The 19573-nt window shown below is 55.2% G+C and carries 20 protein-coding genes; 10 read left to right on the forward strand and 10 right to left on the reverse strand.

Annotated elements, in window-relative coordinates:
• Nucleotides 1–296: 296 nt before the first annotated feature.
• Together HP547_RS04435 and HP547_RS29490 are read right to left on the reverse strand one after the other, a co-directional pair.
• Nucleotides 297–1994, reverse strand: coding sequence for a phosphoethanolamine transferase (locus HP547_RS04435; RefSeq protein WP_172285611.1), 1698 nt, complete (start codon nucleotides 1992–1994; stop codon nucleotides 297–299).
• A 440-nt stretch (nucleotides 1995–2434) separates the two neighbouring features.
• A complete protein-coding gene (locus HP547_RS29490; protein ID WP_003253464.1) occupies nucleotides 2435–2641 on the reverse strand; it encodes a hypothetical protein in 207 nt (68 codons plus the stop codon).
• On the opposite strand from HP547_RS29490, the gene HP547_RS29495 reads away from it, so the two are divergent.
• The 3 genes from HP547_RS29495 to HP547_RS04450 all read left to right on the forward strand — a co-directional run bounded on the left by HP547_RS29495 (nucleotide 2621) and on the right by HP547_RS04450 (nucleotide 4289).
• Nucleotides 2621–2821 carry a zinc ribbon domain-containing protein gene (locus HP547_RS29495; RefSeq protein WP_223255137.1) on the forward strand — a complete coding sequence of 67 codons (201 nt, stop codon included), beginning with the start codon at nucleotides 2621–2623 and terminating at the stop codon, nucleotides 2819–2821. The genes HP547_RS29490 and HP547_RS29495 overlap by 21 nt on opposite strands.
• A gap of 54 nt (nucleotides 2822–2875) precedes the next feature.
• Entirely contained in the window at nucleotides 2876–3781 is a 906-nt protein-coding gene (locus HP547_RS04445; protein ID WP_003253462.1) for a cation diffusion facilitator family transporter, read from the forward strand.
• A 157-nt stretch (nucleotides 3782–3938) separates the two neighbouring features.
• Nucleotides 3939–4289 carry a DUF3147 family protein gene (locus HP547_RS04450; RefSeq protein ID WP_003253461.1) on the forward strand — a complete coding sequence of 117 codons (351 nt, stop codon included), beginning with the start codon at nucleotides 3939–3941 and terminating at the stop codon, nucleotides 4287–4289.
• A 32-nt stretch (nucleotides 4290–4321) separates the two neighbouring features.
• On the opposite strand, the gene HP547_RS04455 is transcribed toward HP547_RS04450, so the two are convergent.
• The gene (locus HP547_RS04455; protein WP_003253458.1) at nucleotides 4322–4648 is read right to left on the reverse strand and encodes a DUF2790 domain-containing protein; all 327 of its coding nucleotides are present in this window, start codon (nucleotides 4646–4648) and stop codon (nucleotides 4322–4324) included.
• A gap of 689 nt (nucleotides 4649–5337) precedes the next feature.
• Here HP547_RS04455 and HP547_RS04460 point away from each other — a divergent pair.
• Together HP547_RS04460 and HP547_RS04465 are read left to right on the forward strand one after the other, a co-directional pair.
• Entirely contained in the window at nucleotides 5338–6012 is a 675-nt protein-coding gene (locus HP547_RS04460) for a heavy metal response regulator transcription factor (protein WP_003253457.1), read from the forward strand.
• On the forward strand, nucleotides 6009–7427 hold the full coding sequence (locus HP547_RS04465) for a heavy metal sensor histidine kinase (RefSeq protein ID WP_009682005.1): 1419 nt from the start codon (nucleotides 6009–6011) through the stop codon (nucleotides 7425–7427). The genes HP547_RS04460 and HP547_RS04465 overlap by 4 nt, the downstream gene beginning before the upstream one ends.
• Nucleotides 7428–7484: 57 nt before the next feature.
• Here HP547_RS04465 and HP547_RS04470 read toward each other — a convergent pair whose 3' ends face one another.
• Complete coding sequence (locus HP547_RS04470) at nucleotides 7485–8072, reverse strand: hypothetical protein (protein WP_003253452.1); 588 nt, start codon at nucleotides 8070–8072, stop codon at nucleotides 7485–7487.
• 266 nt (nucleotides 8073–8338) lie between these two features.
• On the opposite strand from HP547_RS04470, the gene HP547_RS04475 reads away from it, so the two are divergent.
• Entirely contained in the window at nucleotides 8339–8560 is a 222-nt protein-coding gene (locus HP547_RS04475) for a hypothetical protein (protein ID WP_003253450.1), read from the forward strand.
• 82 nt (nucleotides 8561–8642) lie between these two features.
• On the opposite strand, the gene HP547_RS04480 is transcribed toward HP547_RS04475, so the two are convergent.
• The 3 genes from HP547_RS04480 to HP547_RS04490 are packed head-to-tail and all read right to left on the reverse strand — an operon-like array spanning nucleotide 8643 to nucleotide 11459.
• Nucleotides 8643–10097: a glycosyltransferase family 39 protein gene (locus tag HP547_RS04480; RefSeq protein WP_003253448.1), complete on the reverse strand. Its 1455-nt coding sequence runs from the start codon at nucleotides 10095–10097 to the stop codon at nucleotides 8643–8645.
• Nucleotides 10091–11074, reverse strand: coding sequence for a glycosyltransferase family 2 protein (locus tag HP547_RS04485; protein ID WP_003253446.1), 984 nt, complete (start codon nucleotides 11072–11074; stop codon nucleotides 10091–10093). The genes HP547_RS04480 and HP547_RS04485 overlap by 7 nt, the downstream gene beginning before the upstream one ends.
• Nucleotides 11040–11459: a GtrA family protein gene (locus HP547_RS04490; protein WP_003253444.1), complete on the reverse strand. Its 420-nt coding sequence runs from the start codon at nucleotides 11457–11459 to the stop codon at nucleotides 11040–11042. The genes HP547_RS04485 and HP547_RS04490 overlap by 35 nt, the downstream gene beginning before the upstream one ends.
• Nucleotides 11460–11716: 257 nt before the next feature.
• Here HP547_RS04490 and HP547_RS04495 point away from each other — a divergent pair, with 257 nt between their 5' ends.
• The 4 genes from HP547_RS04495 to HP547_RS04510 all read left to right on the forward strand — a co-directional run bounded on the left by HP547_RS04495 (nucleotide 11717) and on the right by HP547_RS04510 (nucleotide 15879).
• The gene (locus HP547_RS04495) at nucleotides 11717–12685 is read left to right on the forward strand and encodes a LysR family transcriptional regulator (RefSeq protein WP_003253442.1); all 969 of its coding nucleotides are present in this window, start codon (nucleotides 11717–11719) and stop codon (nucleotides 12683–12685) included.
• Nucleotides 12686–12895: 210 nt separating this feature from the next.
• Nucleotides 12896–14203 (forward strand): OprO/OprP family phosphate-selective porin, encoded by a 1308-nt coding sequence (locus HP547_RS04500; RefSeq protein WP_003253440.1) that lies wholly within the window; start codon nucleotides 12896–12898, stop codon nucleotides 14201–14203.
• Nucleotides 14204–14501: 298 nt separating this feature from the next.
• Nucleotides 14502–15527 (forward strand): hypothetical protein, encoded by a 1026-nt coding sequence (locus HP547_RS04505; protein ID WP_003253439.1) that lies wholly within the window; start codon nucleotides 14502–14504, stop codon nucleotides 15525–15527.
• 127 nt (nucleotides 15528–15654) lie between these two features.
• Nucleotides 15655–15879: a hypothetical protein gene (locus HP547_RS04510; RefSeq protein WP_003253436.1), complete on the forward strand. Its 225-nt coding sequence runs from the start codon at nucleotides 15655–15657 to the stop codon at nucleotides 15877–15879.
• Nucleotides 15880–15969: 90 nt separating this feature from the next.
• On the opposite strand, the gene HP547_RS04515 is transcribed toward HP547_RS04510, so the two are convergent.
• The 3 genes from HP547_RS04515 to HP547_RS04525 form a co-directional block, all read right to left on the reverse strand.
• On the reverse strand, nucleotides 15970–17967 hold the full coding sequence (locus HP547_RS04515; RefSeq protein WP_009682002.1) for a heavy metal translocating P-type ATPase: 1998 nt from the start codon (nucleotides 17965–17967) through the stop codon (nucleotides 15970–15972).
• A 201-nt stretch (nucleotides 17968–18168) separates the two neighbouring features.
• Nucleotides 18169–18492, reverse strand: coding sequence for a DUF2790 domain-containing protein (locus HP547_RS04520; protein WP_003253432.1), 324 nt, complete (start codon nucleotides 18490–18492; stop codon nucleotides 18169–18171).
• A 162-nt stretch (nucleotides 18493–18654) separates the two neighbouring features.
• The coding region (locus tag HP547_RS04525) for an efflux RND transporter permease subunit (protein WP_172285612.1) at nucleotides 18655–19573 on the reverse strand (919 nt) is incomplete at its 5' end.

The following is a 19573-nucleotide window of genomic DNA, read 5'->3' on the forward strand; positions in this document are numbered from 1 at the left end:
ATCTAAAGGCAGCTCCCGCAGTCGGGAGCTGCCTTGTTAACCTACTCCCCCTTTTTGTGCTTGTGGGGTTTCAGGTCCGGATGGTCCTTCTGCTTCTCAGGCGTGACTCGCTGCCTTTTATCCGGAGTGCCATCTTCGTTAGTTCGTTTAGGGCCTGGCTTGATGCTCATGCGAGATTTCCTTTATCGCTTGGGTTGGTGGGTGCTGCTATGTAGTTAGTCCAGCTTCTTATAGCTGTCAAAGCGGACGGGAGCAGAAGCACTTGGCATCCCAGAGGGGCCATCCTACTTCGTGTCTTAGAGGCCTGAGTAAGAGCCTCCTGGCAAGGGCTTGCACGGGGCAGTGAAATCCAAGGCTGAGCGGTACGAGGACGTCTGGACATTCATCATCCCGAGCACTGTGTGAAACAGGTTGTCGTGGCTAAGAGGTGAGCTTGCTTGAGCTTTCAAACAGCCGACGTTGAGCCTTTCACTCTTCGCAAGAGAATCGGACATCCAAAGCACCAATGGCACCTTGGTTTGCTCTTCAGGAGCCATCGCATAAGGCAGCCCATGCAGGTAGAGCCCACCCTCACCCAGTGATTCTCCGTGGTCAGAAACGTACAGGAGCCCAGTGTCGAATTTGGTGTTCGCTGCCAGGATGTCGATCAGCCCGGCTGTAACGTAGTCGGTGTAAAGGATCGAGTTATCGTAGGCATTGAGCACTTCCTGCTGCTTACATTTGTCGAGCTCGTTGGTCTCGCACACCGGCGCGAATTTCTTGAATTGCGCGGGGTAGCGCTTGTAGTAGGCCGGGACATGGCTACCTTTGTAGTGGAGCACCAGGACAGCATCGCCTTCTTGACGCTTGATGAAGTCTTGCATCTCCGAGAGCAGCACCCCGTCCTTACACTCCTCGCTGGTGCAAAGTTGGGGATCCGCGTGAGAGGCAGCCTTGTGGTTGGGAACCCTGTCGCAGGCCCCTTTGCACCCCGAGTTGTTGTCAGTCCACATGACACTAATGCCTGCGCGTTGAAGCACGTCGAGCAGCCCTTCTCGGCTCTTGGCCAAGCCATCTTTGTACTCGGCCTTACCCACATCCAGGAACATGCATGGCAACGAAACTGCGGTGGCGGTGCCGCAGGAGCTGACGTTGGAGAAGCTGATGACGTTGCGTTTTTCCAGCTCCGGGTTCGTTTCACGGGTGTAGCCATTGAGGGAGAAGTTGGCGGAGCGGGCGGTCTCTCCTACAGCCAGTACCAGCAGCCTAGGTTTACGGGCCGCCCCCTGTCGATTAACTACCGCATCAGTTCCAATGGCCGTCAGCGTTTTAGGTGTGGCCAGCTGGCGCTTCAGGTAACCATGGCCAGCCGCAAACAAGTTGGTGGGTACCAGGATCAGTCGGATCTCCCGATTGTTGCGCAGCAAGGAGGCATATGACTGGTATTGACTCAGCACGATGCCAGACAAGGTCAACAGAGCGAGCGACAGAGCAATGACCCTGCTGACCAAAGCTCTGGCCCAAGGCTTGCGCCGGAGGGGAACCCGGGAGATCAGGTAGACGGGCAACACCCCAACCATTGCGACCCACAGACCGAGCTTCCAATTCAGCAGCTCGGTTGCCTCAGCGACGTCTGTCTCCACAACGTTGGTGAACATTGTGTAATCGATCACGATGCCATAGGCATTCATGAAGTAACTCGCAAAAGCCGCGCTGATCAGTACGAGACATAGAAAAGGTTTGGTCAGCCGCGCCCATGACAGCAAGCTCAGAACCGTAAACACCCATGCGAATACTATGACTGGGAGGCTAGCTGCTAGCAGCCAGTTCACTTCATCGGTTTTGAATACCAGCTTCCAGAGCACGCTCCAGAGCTCAGCATTCGCGAATAGCAGCAACCAAAGAGTTACCAGCCCAATGAGCAGATTAGTGCTGATGCCTTCCTGTCGGGCAGTGCGAATAGCAAAGATCCATTTACTTAACAGGGTGTGAACAATGGATTTTGAAGGTGTCATTATCAAACTCTGAGAGGCTGCTTATCCATGCGTTAGCTGTGGAGTTAGCGGGAGCTGCTTGGCAAACCATCGACAGATGCTGAGCGATTGCGCAATGTGCGGAGCGCCAGAGGCCTTAGGGCCTAGGCGTTGGAGACGCTTAGAATGTGTGAGGCATAGGGACAAAAGAGAAATAAATCTCGCTGAGCGCATTATTTCCGGCGCCTGATAACGACACGATGACCTCGTGATTACAATGCTGACAGAAATGCAATAACTGCTGTTTTAATTGCCATCGACCAGGCTATGATAAAAATTAGGGCGACACCATCTATTAAACGCAGAGCACCGCTCAGCTAGATAAATTTAATTTCACAAACAAAACGGCTTCGTTTTGACGTAGGCTAATTTTGAACTTTCACTTTAACTTACAAGTCTTTCTCGCGAGCAGAACATTCTTTTCAACTTTTGCTCGTTAATATGTCACCCATCAATGAGGGGCGAATACCATGAGCTTTTTCAAAAATATCCTGGGCGGGCACCATGGCCGTGGAAACCACGGTGGAGGCAAGCACCACAGCGGGGGACATGGGGCCGAGCAATACGATCGCCATGGCCGGCAGCAGGGCTGCGACGGCGGCAACCAGGTGTATGACGGCGGGCGCCATGCCACTCCAGCCCCCATTAAAGATCTGCAGGGCTGCAGGCAGTGCCGGACGGCCAACGATCCGTCAGCACGCTTTTGTCTAAACTGCGGAACACCACTATCGAGTGGTTGCACCGCCTGTGGCTCGTTGCTGAGCGCAGGAGCAAAATTCTGCAGTCAGTGTGGCCAAGCGACGCTCTAACGATAGGCAGACAGGAAGGCCAACGAGACCACAACCCTGCGCAAGGAGAAATACGTGGGTTCAAATCATGACCATGGCAGCGCTGCAGTACGCGAGGGGCATCAGAAGAAGCTAATCATGGCGCTCGCCTTGACTGGCAGCTTCATGATTGCAGAAGTGATCGGTGCGTGGATTACCGGCAGCCTGGCGCTGCTGTCTGACGCATCCCACATGTTCACAGATACTGCCGCCTTGGCGATCTCACTGATTGCACTTCAGATAGCCAAGCGCCCGGCGGATCAGAAAAGAACCTTCGGCTATGCGCGCCTGGAGATTCTGGCTTCGACGTTCAACGCCGTGCTGCTCTTCCTGGTGGCGATGTACATCTTGTACGAGGCCTACCAGCGCTTTTTCATGCCGGCGGAGATCGCTACCGGGGCGATGATGTGGATCGCAATCGCCGGCCTGATCATCAACCTAATCTCGATGCGCCTTCTGGCATCTGCGAGCAACGAGAGCCTTAACGTCAAAGGCGCCTACCTCGAAGTTTGGAGCGACATGCTCGGCTCGCTAGGCGTAATCATTGCAGCACTCATCATCCGCTTCACGGGCTGGACCTGGGTCGACACGATTGTCGCTGTGGCAATCGGACTTTGGGTACTGCCGCGGACGTGGCAGTTGCTTCGCGAAAGCCTGGGGATTCTCATGGAGGGTGTGCCGAGGGGGCTCGACGTTACGGCAATCGAGGCCACCATCCGCGGCGTAGATGGGGTCACGGACGTTCATGACTTGCACGTCTGGGCCGTCAGCAGTGGCAGCAACGTGATGACGTCGCACGTAGTGGTACGGGATTCTGCAGATGGGGATGCTGTGTTGGCGGCCGTCGTGGATGCTGTCAGCGATGGATTTGAAATCCATCACTGCACCATCCAGATCGAGCGGGCAGCTTTCCACGAGAGCGTTCCCTCGCCCTCGCACTGATCGATCGGTAAACACCATGCAGACACATCCCCTTCCTGGCTGAGGGGGATGTTGTAGAAGAAATGCGATGAGGGATGGCGTAAACGGCAGGAGCACTTCGAGAGGGGTTGGAGAATGGCTTCACCTCCCCCGTCCACAATCCCCAGAAGGTTCAGCGATGGCTTGGATCATCACGAAGTACCTACTCACTGCCGGGATAGTGATTCTCGTATCAGAGCTGGCGAAACGCAGTGACAAGCTGGGCGGCCTGGTCGCCGCCCTACCCCTGGTCACTGTCTTGACGCTGGTCTGGCTCTATTTGGAGAACCAGAGCATGGAGAAGATCTCCAATCATGCTTGGTACACGTTCTGGTACGTGCTTCCTACACTGCCGATGTTTATCGCGTTCCCGTTGCTGCTACCTAAGCTCGGCTTCTGGCCGACCCTTATCAGCAGCATCCTCATCACAATGGCCAGTTTCGGATGTTTCGCCGTACTGCTGCGCCGGTTCGGCATTGAGCTTCTATGATCCGGCGACCGCAGACATCATCTTGATGAGCCTTAACGGCTGTTAATACACTCGCCCTTCACCAGGTAGCGAACCATGTGCAGCTCGCCTTTCGAGTCTTCGTAGGTCATCATACTTCTTACATTACCGCAGTACCGCACGCTGGGTGATACATACACCAACTTACCAACGTCAAGGTCCATACCGTAGGCATAGTCTTCAAGTTGAGGCATGGGCTTTTTTACGCGCTGAGCATAATCCGCAGTAGCCTCTCTAGCAGAACGCTCAATGCGTTGGTTTATTTCCATACCGCTTTGTGCATTGGCTGTTAGTGATGTGAAGAGCATAAACACGGCGATCGCTGATACAGTAGTGTTCATAAGAAGTCCCTTAATAAAAAAGCGCCCGTAGGGGGGCGCTAAAATTCACCTACCAAAGGAGCGTATGGTTTACAGGTGAATGCATTGACGAGAACAACTGCCCGCTGCTCTTGCCAAGCTGCTTTGAAATGAGACAATTTCCAAAGCAGCGATGCCTCTTCCGCTGCCCTTAAACTAGCAAAGGAGGCTAACACCAAGATGATCGCGCAATTACAATTTGGACATGTAATAGATTGTAAGGTAATTATTCGGGAGACTACTGAGCCACCAAGTGAACTAATTCGCAGAAAGGCGTAGCAGTTCGCGGCCGTGCATGGGGACTGCCTGCGTGGCGCACTCGATGCAAGGCCAGCGCCAGTCTCTGCAAGCTGGCGACCGAAATACTGCCTGTCATGGCCGATTCCGCCTGTCAGGCGAAGCTGTCATACACCGTCGCAGACCCCAGAATCCGCTAAGCTCAGAGCTGGAGCCTGCATGACTGTCAGAAATCTTGCGGCTACATTACAAATTTGTAGGATTTCGCCGCGGCCAGCTTCTTCGCGTTAAGATTCAAGCGTCCTCAGGTGACCCGGCGTATGGACAGAGGTAGCGACTACCACATGCCATACCCTCAGCCTATCTTTCGAACAGCCTGCAACCATAATCTTGGCGGATTAGGCCAACTCCTTCCTCACACCTTGAGATAAGTTATGCGCGTTCTAGTTGTGGAAGACGAAATTAAAACTGCCGAATATCTTCAGCAGGGCCTATCCGAAAGCGGGTATGTCGTAGATATCGTGCACAACGGTGTAGATGCCCTGCACTTGTTCAACACTAATGTCTATTCGTTGGTCCTTCTGGACGTGAACCTCCCCGGTATCGACGGCTGGGACCTGCTGGAAACCATCCGTAAGACCAGCCGGGTCCGCATCATCATGCTGACCGCCCGCGGACGCATCAATGACAAGCTCAAGGGCTTGGACGGCGGCGCGGATGACTACCTTGTGAAGCCATTCGAATTCCCTGAACTGCTTGCTCGCATCCGTTCGCTGCAACGCCGTGGTGATGAGTTGGTCGAGAAGAGCTCGCTGAAAATTGCGGATCTGGAACTCGACTCCGTCCGCCATCGCGTCTTCCGCGGTGGCACACGCATCGATCTCACCACCAAGGAATTTGCGCTTCTGCACCTGCTCATGAGCCGAACGGGCGAAGCGCTGACTCGTTCCCAGATCATCTCGTTGGTCTGGGATATGAATTTCGATTGCGACACCAATGTCATCGATGTAGCCATCCGGCGCTTGCGCTCGAAGATCGATGACCCGTTTGAAACCAAGCTCATTCACACGCTTCGTGGCGTTGGGTACGTTTTTGAGGAACGCGCATGAGGCCATTCAGCCTGGCTGCAAAGCTGGGGTTAAAAGTTGGGTTGATGAGCGCAGCGTTGCTGCTTCTGTTCGCCACCTTTGGCTATCTGATGGTAGGTAAGGCTCTGGAAAGAAATGCCCGAGCGGACCTGGAAGTAAAGATGGCGGGGATGGCTCACAACCTGTCCACCATCCCGGATATCTCCGGCGTCAACGCAGATGCACATCAGCTTGTCGATTTGGTCATGGGCCACAACAACCTGTATGTGAGCATATTCGATACCTCACAGAATCAGACTCCTCTGCTCTCGATTGGCTCGAAACAGGTCAATCTGGAGGTGCACAAGTTTCAGCCGGCGGCCCAGCCTAAAGAGCATGAATGGCGTGATACGCAGGACCGTCCTCTGCTGAGTGCTTCTCGGATCATGCGCTTGGGCGATGGAACAGAGGTCAGCGTCTATATGACCATGGACCAGTCATCCAGTGAGGCACTGCTTGATGCGTTGCTGACTTGGGCCTTGATGATGTCCCCCGTCATCCTCGCACTGATCTTGGCCATTGGCTGGTGGACCGTGCGCAGAGGCCTGCTGCCGCTGACCAAATTCCTCAAGGTGGCGTCAAAGATCTCAACGGAGAGCCTCGACCATCGTCTTCCGACTGATGGGATGCCGGCAGAACTCAAGAAGCTCGCCGACGGCATCAACATCATGCTGGCTCGCCTGGATGATGGCGTTCAGCAGCTCTCGCAGTTCTCTGACGACCTTGCCCACGAACTTCGAGCACCGCTTTCCAACCTGATGGGCAAGGCCCAGGTTGCCTTGACCAGAGAAAGATCGCTTTCCGAGTACCGGGAGGTTCTAGAGTCGTGCACAGAAGAGTTGGACCGCATGAGCCGCATGGTTTCCGACATGCTGTTCTTGGCCCAGGTCAGTCACCCTGCGTCCATGGTGGAGTTCGAACCGGTGTCCCTGGTCGACGAGGTTCAGCGCGTATGCGACCTCTTCAGCATTTCGGCAGAGGAAGGCGAGATCCAGCTGCAGATTTCTGGGAGTGATGATGTGGTACGCGGGAACCGCCTGATGGTTCAACGGGCCGTCTCAAACCTCGTGTCGAACGCGATCCGCTACTGCCCTCGCGGCCGCACGGTCTACGTGAAGGTGCAGCATAGTGCGAGCGGTACGACCTTGAGTGTCGGCAACCCCGGCCGCGGTATTGCCAAGGAACACCATGCGCACTTATTTGAGCGGTTCTACCGTGTGGACAAGAGCCGAGCACGGAGCGAAGGCGGTACCGGTCTTGGCTTGGCCATTGTGCAGTCGATCATGAGCCTGCACCAAGGGTCGGCGAGCGTGGAGGTGACCGAAGAAAACTTCACCTGGTTCCACCTTCACTTTCCCGCAGCCCAGCAACTGCAGCCAGCAATGACCGCCGCTTAAACCGCGCAGACATGATTAGGCCCGTCCATCGACGGGCCTTTTTGTTTGCTCAATGCATCAGTGCCGGAGGACCACAGGGTCCATAGGCGACCGCAGAATCACCGACTTGATGATCTTCTGCTCGTCAGGATTGGCGTTCTTCCACAGGTGTGAGAAGTACTGAGCATTCACTTTCTCTTGAGCACTTACGCTGCCGGCGGCATCGATCAGGCGCATGGTCGAGTAGACACAGATCAGCGCCAGAATGAAGAACGACGTGGCGACCACCATCACATAACGCTTGGCCAGCACCGGTGCCCGCTTGAGCTCCTGGATAGAGGCGTCCGCCGCCTTTGTCGCTGCTGTAAGCTCCGAGATCAGTGGCTGGATGGCGGTGTCGACTCCGCGGCATGCAGCTGAATACGCTGATGCAGCGGCGCGCAAGGCAACCTCCTCCGCGTTCGACCAAGCCTTCTCCGCCTTTCGCACCTCCTCCTGAATCTGCCGGCCGACAGCGTCCACCTGCTCCACCAGTTCGTTCGACCTCTCCAGAACAGCGCTGGAGGTCCGCGTCTGCGAGGTCAGCTCATCGAGCTGGACAGTGAGTTTTTCAGTGCAGCGGCGAAAGTCACCGATAGCAACTGCCCAGGGCTCTATGTCATTCATGGCTATCTCCTAGGGCGGCCAACAACGCCGCGCTGAATTAACGCGCTAGATATCAAAATTGTAATTTAAGAGAAAATTCTTAGTCGCCCTCGACAGTGCCGAGATAGACATGATCCTTCCAGATTTGAGGATTTAACGCATCCTGCCTGCCGCCAAAATTACGGAATTGTAATTATTGACTCACCTTGTCGTTAGCTTCGCGTTCCTAAACTACAAACCAACAAAGGCCGCTAATCAGGCAGGCCTAGTATGAACCGAGGTTCACAATGAAATTTGTCAAATCTATCGCTATTGGCAGCCTGCTGCTGGGTCTCATGGGTACCGCTTACGCTGAAGGTGGCTTCGAGCGAGCGAAACAGTTCAATGAAAACTTCCGAACCGAACAGGCTCGCCTATGGAGCGATGACTCTTCGGACCAGAACAAACAACAAGTCGCTCAAGAGCAAAAGAAAGAAAGCAAGGATGGTAAGGAACAAGCCGACAATTAATCGGCGGTTAAATAGGACTTCAAATGACGAAAGAAATCGACAAAAAAGCCAGGATAAAACCTGGCTTTTTTGTGCTTGGAATTTAGCCTTCGTTCTTGCGAGGCGTTTCCGCATTGCTTTCTCCAGCCAGACCCTCGGCACCTTGTACGGTACGTTTCCAATGGCACAGCATGAGCTGGCTGGCGTTCGCTTCGGTGATCGCTGTACATGCTAGATCAGCGGGCAGACCATCCTTGCTGTCTCGCAAGCGCCTGGACAGATAGAACGAGCCATCCTGCGGCCACTTGGCAGGATCCTTGATGTTCTCGGACTTTCCGCTGCTGTAAAACTCCGACGAGTATGAGCGGCGGCCAGGATAGATCAGGGGAGCGGAATGAGCAGACTGCACATTGAGCCAGGCTTGAACCACATCTCGCTGATTCTGAGGTCGCTCCTCAAGTACCCCGGCGTAGATGATGCCCGCACCGATGATTGGTAACACCAATGCACTCGCCGCGGCAGCCCATGTAGTCTTCGGGCCAACATCGCTGATCCGTCCGGATAGCAGCAATGCCCAGGCTGGCAGCGCAGGTAGCAGGTAGGTCCACAGAATGTTGCCTGCAAATGTGAAGAAGACCGGTGTCGCCAAGGCCCACAGCCAGAGGTAAGCCTCGAAGCGCTGCATTGATTCACGCTTGCGGATCAGTAATGGTAAGAAAAAGGCCCACGGCAGTAGCGACAGTCCGAGCTGGATCCAGATGGTGCCATATGGCTTGGCATGAGCACTGCCGTATAGGTCGCCCGCCCAGTTACTGACGACGTAGCGGCTCCAGTGCTCACCAACGAAGAAGTACTCCATGAAGCCGGGCGTTTTCATCTCGGCCGCGACATACCAAGGCACGGATATACCGAACATGAGTACAAGGCCGCTGATCCAGGGAAGCCTCAGTACCCGTCCCCATTCCTTGTAGATAACGAACCAGGCGAATGCCGGCGCCCCCATAAGCACTAGGGTCAGAGGGCCTTTGGCAAGCAAGCCCAGCCCGAGACCTGCGAACATCAGGTAGGCATCCGCCTTGCTGGCGCACTTCATCCAACGCCAGAAACCGTAGCTGGCCAGCAGAATCGAGAACGACAAAACAGGGTCGGTCAGCACGACACCGCTGGAGACTAGGCCAAGGGTGGTGCTGGAAAAGATAATGGCGGCCCAGATGCCGGCGTTACGGGAAATCTGCTGCGTGCCGAGTTTGATGATGATGAAACAGCTTGCCAGGTGCAGCAGCCACGCCGGGAAACGCGCAGCGAACTCGTTAACGCCGAAGACCGTCATGCTTGCGGCCTGGGTCCAGAAGGACAACGGTGGCTTGCCCCAGAACGGTACCCCGTAGTCGAACATGGGCGTGATCCAGTCATTCAACTCGACCATCTTGCGAGCCATTTCAGCGTAGCGAGCCTCCGATGTGTCCATCAGTGGATAGATGCCCAGCCCCACCAAACGCAAGAGCAAAATCGAACCCAGGATCCACCACAGCGTCCGCTCGTTTTTCAGGCTCAGCATTTCTTACCCTCGATCGAGGCCATCGAAGGGTGGAGTGACACGGGATCCGCCTTGCTGCTGTGCTTCAGGAAATAGAGAGGCCGGCGCTTCACTTCCGCGAGTGTCACGCCCAGGTACTCCCCCACCATGGCGACACCGACGCACATGAATGAAGCCATTCCGACGATCAGGTGATGGATGTCGAAACTTCCTGCCACAAGCGACGCAAGCATGTAGCAGATGCTGGAGACGAAAAGACCGAAACTGATGAGGCTGAAAATGCGCAGCGGTTTGCGAGAGAAGCTGACGATGCTTTCGATGGCCAGATTGAACAGGCCAGCTGCATTCCACTTGGTGCTGCCGGCATGGCGAACGGTGCGATTGTAGGGCAGCTCGATGGTACGGAAGCCTACCCAGCCGATCATGCCTTTGAGAATCCTGGAGCGTTCGTCCAGCGCCCGCAGTGCTGCCAGCGGCGCAGGCCCAATCAATCGGAAATCGCTGACATCGGCCGGCATGTCCACCTTCTCCACCAGGCGCTGCATGACCCAGTAGTAAGCCCGGGCACTCATGCGCTTAAACCACGAATCACCGACTCTCAGGTTGCGTTGCATGTTCACCACGTCGTAACCGCGTTGCCAGTGGTCCACCATGGCCGAGATGAGCTCTGGTGGGTCCTGCAGGTCGACATCGATGAAGATCAGCGCACTGCCACGGGCATGGTCTATCCCGGCGCTGAGTGCAGCCTCTTTGCCGAAGTTGCGACTCAGGGACAGACAACGTACAGATGACCCATCCTGATAGTGGCGAAGAATGTCGGCCGTTCGGTCGTTACTGCCATCGTCGATATAGAGGATTTCGCAGGAGACGGGTAAGCGCTTCACGACGCGGGTGATCCGCTGGTGGAACTCGGGGATGGTTTCCTCTTCCTGGAAGCAAGGGACGACGATGGTTAACAAGGGATCAGGGCGCTCGGGAAAGCGATGTAATGTCTGCATGATTGAATGTCCAAAAACGATGTGCAATGAATCCAAGTGCAGTGAGGCTTAAGGTCACTACAAGTTGGGAGATGAGCGGTGACAGATTCGACTTGATGAGGAACCACATACCCACGCCATTGCCGAAGTTTGTGGCTAACGCGACCAGTGCAAACCTGACAGGCTGAAACTTACGAGAGCCATCTGACACAAAGCAGAGCGCCCTATTTCCAATAAAGCTTGCGATAGCGCCAACCATGCCTCCACAGATACTGGCTAGCAATGGAGTAGATAATTCTGTCGTAACCAGCACTAGGAACACCGCATAATGGATTCCCGTTGCTATGAAGCCGATCCCCAGATAACGAATCAGTAAGGTAGTAAGAGGTAGGGTTTGATTTTCCATGCCCAAAGCCTATGGAGGCAAAGGTGAAAAAAAAGTGAACCAAATGTAAATGCGTAATTGGCTAAATTTAGATCTGCCAAGTAATGAAATTGGCGCGCTAGGCTAGCACGCTACAATATCAGCAAGATTGCTCGAAAATTACGCTTTCGAAATAAAACCTTCCGATAACGCATGCATGACCTGCGGATTACAATGCTGACAAGATAAGGAAATGCTGGGTGGCATTGAGATAGATTCCCCGAATTAAGGGGGACCCAATGGTTACACAAAATGAAACATTTACAAGCAGCGTTGTTCCTTACAGTCCTGACATATTGGATGATCTGCCAATTGATGATCAGCTGGCCGTAGAGTTTTTCGCAACAGCACGTTGTGCCAGTTTCAAACAGGCTGCCCGGGGGCTCAATGTGCCAGTGGTAGGCCTTCGGAAACGCTTGGAGAAACTGGAAGAGCACATTGGTGCTCCCGTGTTTGTATACAAACACAACAAGCTTGCCCTGACCCGCACTGGCGAGAGGGTCAGCCATTACCTGTGCCAGCTCTTCGGCCCAGACGGCCTTGGCAAGTCCGGTGAAAAGGAAGTCCCCAGGCTTACCATCGCGATCACGGAGCCAGTGTTGAGCGACATCGTAAACCGCGATCTAGTCGCCTACGTGCGCGATCATGCCGAAATGCAGCTTGAAATCCATTCAGAGTGCACAACGCAGATGCTCTCTGAGTGTGAAGTCGATGTGGGTATCGCTTTCGTGAGCCCAGATGATGAGGGCGCGTTTGATCGCCATCCTACGTATAGGTTTGAACGGCTTGGCCGGATTGGGCACTCGCTGTTCATTTCCAGCCGCTACTCAAGAAGCGTCACCCTTCCAGTGCAGAGCCTGGATTTGCACAACTTCATGCTCGTTATCCCTTGGGATGAAGAGATTTTGGCGGGCTCACGAAAGTGGGCATCGATAATGGCTGAGCATCAGGGCGGTACCACTCGGGTAAAGAACTATAACTTATCCCGTGGCCTTGTCGTAGGAGGCGCGTGTATCGGTGTGCTGCCCGACTATAGTCGAAAGATGGAGAGGAATATTCTGCCGATGCCGGGTTTTTTGGACGATCTGGAGGAGAAAGATGTCTATCTTGTTATCAAAACCAAGCTTGCCCGCAACCCGCACGTTCTGGAAATCCGTAGATTGATCAAGAAGAGCTTCTTTGATAAGAAGGACTGGCTTGTTCGGTAACAGTTTTGTTAGGTTTCAAACTCTCCTGTTAACACTACAGAAACACAACTGTCATATTCGCTTGCAATCTAGTCAGAGTGCTTAGAACAAAGGCATCTTGTTACAGCAGGTGACAACCGTGGCCTGCTCCCATCTGCAAGATAAATTTAGGCCGACGAAGGGCGAAATACAACGTCGGTAGCTAAGCACTTAACATACGAGAGGCAAGCAATGATCCGTTCTTCGAACATGCGGGAAAAGCTGTTGGCTGCCGCAATAATAGGCACATTTTCCTCGCAAGCATTCTCCGGAACAGTAACCACTGACGGAGCTGACATCGTTCTGAAGACCAAGGGCGGTCTTGAAGTATCGACTTCTGACAAGGAATTCAGTTTCAAACTGGGCGGTCGCGTTCAGGCCGACTACGGCCGTTTCGATGGTGTCTTCACCAAGAATGGCGATACCGCTGACGCCGGCTACTTCCGTCGCGCCTACCTTGAGCTCGGCGGCGTTCTGTACCGCGACTGGAAGTATCAGCTCAACTACGACCTTTCCCGCAACACGGGCAACGACTCCGACGGTTACTTCGACGAGGCCAGCCTGACCTACACCGGTTTCAAGCCCGTCCAACTGCGATTCGGTCGTTTCTACACCGACTTCGGTCTTGAGAAAGCCACCAGTTCGAAGTGGACCACTGCCATGGAGCGGAACCTCTCGTACGACCTGGCGGACTGGATCAACGACAACGCCGGCATGGGTGTTCAAGCCACCAGCACCATCGCTGACATGGCTTATGTCTCCGGTAGCGTTTTCAGCGAAACCAACAACAACTCGGATGGCGACAGCACCAAGCGCTACAACGCACGTGCCGTGTTCGCACCGCTGCACAGTGATGGCAACGTCCTGCACGTCGGTGCTCAGTACGCTTACCGCGACCTCAAAAACAGTGCGGTCGATACCCGGATTCGTTCGCGTCTTGGCGTTCGCGGTGTAGATACCAATGGCGGCGGCGATGCCGGCACCAACGGCAACCGCATGCTGTTTGGCGGTGCCGCCGCACAAGATGGCCTGTGGAAGGACGATTCGGTCTGGGGTCTCGAAGGTGCCTGGGCCACCGGCCCGTTCTCGGTGCAAGCGGAATACCTTCGCCGCAAGCTGAAAGCTGACCAGGCCAACAGCGACATGAAGGCCTCTGGTTACTACGCCCAGATGGCTTACACCCTGACCGGCGAGCCGCGTATCTACAAGCTCGACGGTGCCAAGTTCGACACTATCAAACCAGAGAACAAGGAACTGGGGGCCTGGGAAGTTTTCTACCGCTTTGACGATATCAAGGTCGAAGACGGCAACCTGGTCACCGCAGCGGATCAATCGAACGAGCGCAAGGCCAAGAGCCACACTGTGGGTGTGAACTGGTATGTCAACGAGGCAGTGAAACTCAGTGCCAACTACATCAACGTGCGTACTGACAATAACGAGAACACCGTGGGCGACGACAGCGGCAATGCAATCGTGACCCGCCTGCAATACGTCTTCTGATCCCTCTCATCAGTCTGACGTGAGAAAGCCGGAAGCGCTCAATGTGCTTCCGGCTTCCCTGTTTCTGACGTGATCGAGCTTGGAGCGTCCTCCTCCTACCTGCTCTCGCTCACCTGATGACCTCTCTTGCCAAAACTCGGCGAATCTGGTGTGATTGCCGCGTCGGGTTTTGCATGGTGGCCGTGCAAGCAAACCAAACCTGACTCCTACTCATGATTGAACCTGATTCGACGTCCAGCTTCGCGTCTAACGGCCCTACAAGCGCAGCTACCCCAACGTCGCTCATTAGGGGATAGTCATGTCTGCCAAAAAGCTGCTTCAACCTCTCGCTGCTCAGCTGCACGCCTCATTCTCGGCTTCCGGTCGCCCGTACGCTCACCAGCACATTCACCAGTTGCTCCACGCTGCCATTGGCTCCGTCTCCCCAGAAGTTGACTCCCAAGACAATCTGCCAATCCAGGTATGCCGTGACAGCGACAGGCAGTACAACCTCTACGAGACGATTGAGCGGGCGAAAAAGTGCTTGGGATTGACCGATCTTCAAGCAGTCGGCGTGGCTGAAGAAGTCATCGAAGTACTACGAGCTGCAGGGATAGGCGTGAACCAGGTTCGCCTGCTCCTCGACCCCTCCTTCACCTCGAAGACTCGTAAAAAGGCATTCAAAGCCCTTTGCAAGAATCTGGATCTGAACGAGCTCGGCGATCGATTCGTCCCGAAAACGGCGACGCTGGCCATTGCGGCGGGTATGGCACCGCCTCCGAAAATCACGTGGAAAGATCGCTTCGCACTGGCTGCAGATTTCCCTATACGGGGACAGAGCCAGCTCGTCGAAATGGTGACTCGAAGCGAGTGCTATCTGTGGGTATTTCCGCCGACTGATCATCAAGCTACGGCTTCGGCGAGTCACGACCGCTATTTCGGTGAACAGACCCATCCGAGCGCTGAGATGGGCATGGGGTTCACTATCATCGATTCCGGATCGACCCGCCCTAAATTTCCGATGCTCTCCAAACAGCCGGAAGAGACCTTCATCCAGTATTCACTTTCGGCGCCGATGTGGTTCTGGCGCGCACAAAGTAACACCTGGCGGCTGGGAAACATCCTGCGCTCCAAGATCCTTGACGGGGCTCCTTGGCATAACGAGCCCTTGAGCGATGTGCTGCCAGGTGGTCTGAAGTCTCTGCCGCGGATTTATGGGTGCACCACCTGCCAAACGCTGTTCGTCGAGAAACACAGCGGCTATCCGGATGTACCCACTCAGTGCCAATGCGGTGAGGCGAGCAGCACGCGTGACCAAAACGAGTCACCTGCTCTCAATAGCTGATTTTCCTTACGGTGGCGGGCTATGCCCCCCGTTAGGGATTGGCTATGGGAGCGGGATTCGCTCACCCCAAACCTGAAGGCGCCGCCATCTAACCGAGCGATATGAGCTGAATGCTCGCGGAGTAGATATGCAGAACAGTACCAACAAACAAGACACCCTGGCGGCGATCAATGCACTTGTGGAGATTGCGTATGATCAGGGATTTGCGAACGGACAAGGGGTCGGCAATCAAGTCGGTTTCGTAGCCGGTGTCATGAGTCTCAAAGCTGCGTTGGCCTGCGGCTTAAGGCACGGCTCACCTGAGTGTGGGAAGGCCCTTGAAAGCCTCAAGCGCATCGGGATCGACGAGTGAGAAAAGTACGGGTCGTGCGCTGATCGCGCACGACCCGTACTTCTACTTCAAGTCATTTCCCTGCTTAGCTTCATGATTGAAGCTCAGGGATCAGGAGCTTCTGCGGTAGGCCAACAACCGCAAGGCGTTGAAGACGACCAGCAGTGTGGAGCCCTCATGGATCGCAACGGCGGCACCAATGCTCAAGCCCATGATGGTAGACGGAACCAAGATGGCCACAATCCCCAAGCTGACGAACAGGTTCTGGCGGATGATCGATCGCGTGTGACGGCTCAGCCCCACCGCAAATGGGAGTTGCCTGATGTCGTCAGCCATAAGCGCGATATCAGCCGTTTCCAGGGCGACATCAGATCCGGCAGCCCCCATTGCGATGCCAACGCTCGAATTGGCCATGGCAGGGGCATCATTCACGCCGTCACCCACCATGGCCACCCTGGCGCTGAGGCGCAGGTTCTTGATGGCCTTGACCTTGTCTTCCGGCATTAGGTCTCCCCACGCCTCATCTAAGCCAACTTGTTTGGCTACCGCCTCTGCAACGCGGTTGTGGTCCCCAGAAATCATGACCATGCGGTCGATGCCCATCTCTCTGAGTTTCTGGAGTGCCTCTTTGGCACCCTCTCGGGGTGTGTCCAATAGCCCGATAGCGCCCAGATCCTTGTCAGCGCGACGTACCACCATGGTTGTGCGGCCCGACTGACGCAGACGCTCCGCAGCCTCCAAGGCTGCCTTGCTCAGTGCGGGAATACCATTGGTACCGAACATCTCGACCTTGCCAATCCAGACGAACTGCCCATCAAGCTCGGCACGTACGCCGCGGCCAATCATGTTGCTCATGTTCTTGGCTTGCAATCGGCGCCGTGTGCCAATCATCTCTTCACCGTCACGCACAATTGCCGCAGCCAGCGGATGGTCGCTCATCGACTCCACAGCGATGGCGACGTTTAGTAGATCCTCGATCTGCGTGCCGCCTACCGGTATTACATCGGTGATGCGTGGGCGCCCTTCGGTCAGGGTACCGGTCTTGTCGAATGCCATGGCATTCAAGGAGCCGAGCTCTTCAAGCGGTGCACCGCCCTTGATCAGCACGCCACCTCGGGCTGCCCTGGCGATGCCAGATAGAATGGCGCTTGGTGTTGCGATCGCCAGCGCGCAGGGGCTGGCTGCAACCAGTACGGCCATCGCCCGGTAGAACGAGTCACGGAACGGCTCATCAAGGAAAATGCCGGCAAATAGCAGCCCGACTACCAGCAGCAAAACCAACGGGACGAATATGCGTTGGAAGCGGTCCGTGAATCGCTGGGTCGGTGACTTCCTGACTTCGGCTTCACTGACCATCTTGATGACCCGCGCCAGGGTACTTTCCGTAGAGCGCCGTGTTACCTCAACCTCGATGAGCGTTTCGCCATTGATGGTACCGGCGAAGACTTTCGAGGCTGCATCCACTGCATCTGGCTTGCTGCGTGCGAGTTCGGCATCAGGGACAGGTTGCTTGTCCACGGGGACGCTCTCACCGGTTACTGGCGCCTGGTTGATACTTGAGGAGCCCACTACAACAAAACCATCGGCCGGTAGGCGGTCATTGGGGCGCACGATGACAACGTCACCGGGAACCAGCAGCTCCACAGGCATTTCCAACGTGCCATTTGCTCTGCGTACGATCGCGGTGGCTGGTGCGAGCTTGGACAGTGCCTCAATCGCTTTCTTGGCCCGCCCCATCGCGTAGCTTTCAAGGGAATGCCCCAGACTGAACAGGAACAGCAGCAGAGCCCCCTCCGCCCAGGCGCCAATGCTCGCGGCACCGGCTGCGGCGAGAAGCATCAGCGAATCGATCTCGAAGCGTTTCTGGCGGATGTTGCTGATCGCTTCCTTGGTGGTGAACCATCCACCGAACACATAGGCCGACACGTACAGAATCAGGGGCAGTCGATCAATCAGGTCAAGTTGTCCTGCGAGAGCTCCGGCACCCAGGAGGGCACCACAGATCAGCGCGAAAATCAGCTCCGTGTTCATGCCAAAAATGCCGCCATGCTCATGGCTATGACCTTCATGCCCAGCTTGGTCATCAGGGCGTTCAAGCAAACTCTTCATAACTCGTCCCTTCTGGGGTCAAGGCTTCCAATTGCCCTCTGCAGTTGGGAGCCGTCGCGGTTGGTTAGCTAAGACCTATTGCACGGTTTGCCCCGGCCCAGGCGTTAACATGTCAAAACCATGGGGCATCGGGCGTAATAAAAAATGCCAGGCACTGCCTGGCATTTATGAATTCTCTAATTGTTCTGTTCAAATCGTTTACTACTTGTTGTTGATGCATTGCGAATACATCGAGTAACGAACAGTCTTGAGCGTGCCCTGGGAGTCCTCGAAGGTCATCAACCGTGGGTAGACCTGGCAGGTACGTGGGTCCTGCGACTGACGTACGAACTTAGCAACGTCTATCTTCATGCCATATTTGTAATCCTGAATCTCTGGCATTGGCTTGCCATTTTTCTCCGCGTACTTGGCCACTGCGGTCTGGTGCTCCTTGGTGTATTGCAGCTGCTTGCTCTCGGAAAAAGTGTTGGCCTGCGAAGCCACCGAGAAAACAACAAGTGCAGCAGCGATAATTAGCTTTTTCATAAAACCCTCTCAATTTCAAAACTTCTCGGGCGTAACCTTAGCAATGCATAGGCATCACCGGCATGACGAGAAACTTACAATTTTGAAAGGTAAGTGCATCTACTTCACTTTAAACAAAAAAGCCCACAACACGTGTTGTGGGCTTCTCTTTAGCGGAGCCTGTTAGCTAACCACTTCGGCCTCGTCGCCGTCTTCATCCTTGCGGTGTGCCCAGTAATACAGGGCAGGCAGTACCAACAAGGTCAATGCGGTGGAGGACAGGATCCCGCCAATCACCACAGTCGCCAGTGGCCGCTGAACTTCTGCACCGGTACCGGTGGCCAAAGCCATCGGGATGAAGCCCAGGGAAGCTACCAAGGCAGTCATCAGAACAGGTCGCAGACGGGTTAATGCACCTTCATCGACTGCCTGCCTGAGCGTTCGCCCTTCCTCCCTTAGCCCGCGGATGAAGGCAATCATCACCAGGCCGTTCAGTACTGCAACGCCGGACAGTGCAATGAAGCCGACACCTGCCGAGATCGACAGTGGGATGTCCCGCAACCACAACGCCACAACACCACCGGTGAGTGCGAATGGAATACCGGTGAAGACCAGCATGCCGTCCTTCAGGTTGTTGAACATCAGGAACAACAAGGTCATGACCAGCAGCAAGGCGACTGGAACAACGATCTGCAGCCGTTTGGCAGCCGACTGCAGCTGCTCGAACTGGCCACCCCAAGTCGTCCAGTAGCCCGCAGGGATTTGCACCTTCTGATCCAGCGAAGCGGTCGCCTCCTCAACGAAGGATCCCAGGTCACGGCCTCGAACGTTGGCACTGACGATTACCAGACGCTTGCCGTTCTCGCGGCTGATTTGGTTCGGGCCCAGTTGCAGGTCCAGATTAGCGACCTGCGACAGCGGGATGAAACCGATCTGGTTGGCACCCTGAGCCGCATTGGCAGGCACCGGAATCAGCAAACTGGACATCCCCGCTACGTCGGTGCGAACGGTCTCAGGCAGGCGCACTACCATGTCGAACCGACGGTCGCCCTCATACAGCGTGCCGGCCTGGCGACCACCCACGGCGATAGCGATCGAGTTC

Source organism: Pseudomonas sp. CM27 (assembly GCF_013179515.1).
Lineage (GTDB): Bacteria > Pseudomonadota > Gammaproteobacteria > Pseudomonadales > Pseudomonadaceae > Aquipseudomonas.